Source organism: Sinobaca sp. H24 (assembly GCF_023845525.1).
Genome location: NZ_JALBWT010000087.1, coordinates 1 through 741, shown reverse-complemented (window position 1 = coordinate 741; position 741 = coordinate 1). Strand labels below are relative to the sequence as shown.

Here is a 741-nt window from a genome sequence, read left to right as displayed (position 1 = left end):
ATTATAGAGGGGGATATACTATGATTGAAAGTGCAATGGAAGCCTTACGTATTGTATTAGATCCATCCAGGGTTTTATTCATGTGCCTTGGCATTGGACTAGGCATTGTAGTTGGACTGCTGCCAGGTTTAGGCGGAACAGTAGGCATGTCACTTTTACTGCCGTTTGTATTCGGAATGGACCCTTTTGTCGGGACAGCCCTGTTAATTGGTATGGTAGCCGTTGTTCATACGGGAGATACCTTTCCTTCTGTATTGCTTGGGATCCCAGGCTCTTCCGGATCTCAGGCAACTATTATGGACGGATATCCTTTAGCTAAAAAAGGGGAAGCATCTAGGGCTATGGGTGCTGCATTATTTTGTTCAATGATAGGCGGGGTTATAGGAGGAGTTGCTCTCTATCTGGCTATTCCGATCGCTGCTCCGCTGATCACTAGTTTCAATTCACCGGTTTTTTTTATGTTAACGATGCTTGGACTTAGCATGGCCGGCCTTTTAGCTGGAGATTCACCGGCTAAAGGAGCCCTATCAGGTTTAATGGGATTAATGATCGGTTCTGTGGGAAGTGCTCCTGCTATTACGGAGTACCGGTATACCTTTGATTTCCTTTACCTTTCTAATGGTCTTTCCCTGCCAGTTGTCGCTTTGGCTATCTTTGCCTTTCCAATTTTAATTACTATGCTGACCCATAAGGGGAGCGTAGCTGAGGCGAATCGCTTGAAAGGCGGGGTCCTAAAAGGAG

Annotated in this window: 1 protein-coding gene; it reads left to right on the top strand. The window is 45.9% G+C overall.

The window, feature by feature from the left end; all coding sequences use genetic code 11:
- Positions 1–20: 20 nt before the first annotated feature.
- A partial coding sequence (locus MMY81_RS33005) for a tripartite tricarboxylate transporter permease (RefSeq protein ID WP_252316141.1) occupies positions 21–741 on the top strand: 721 nt, incomplete at its 3' end.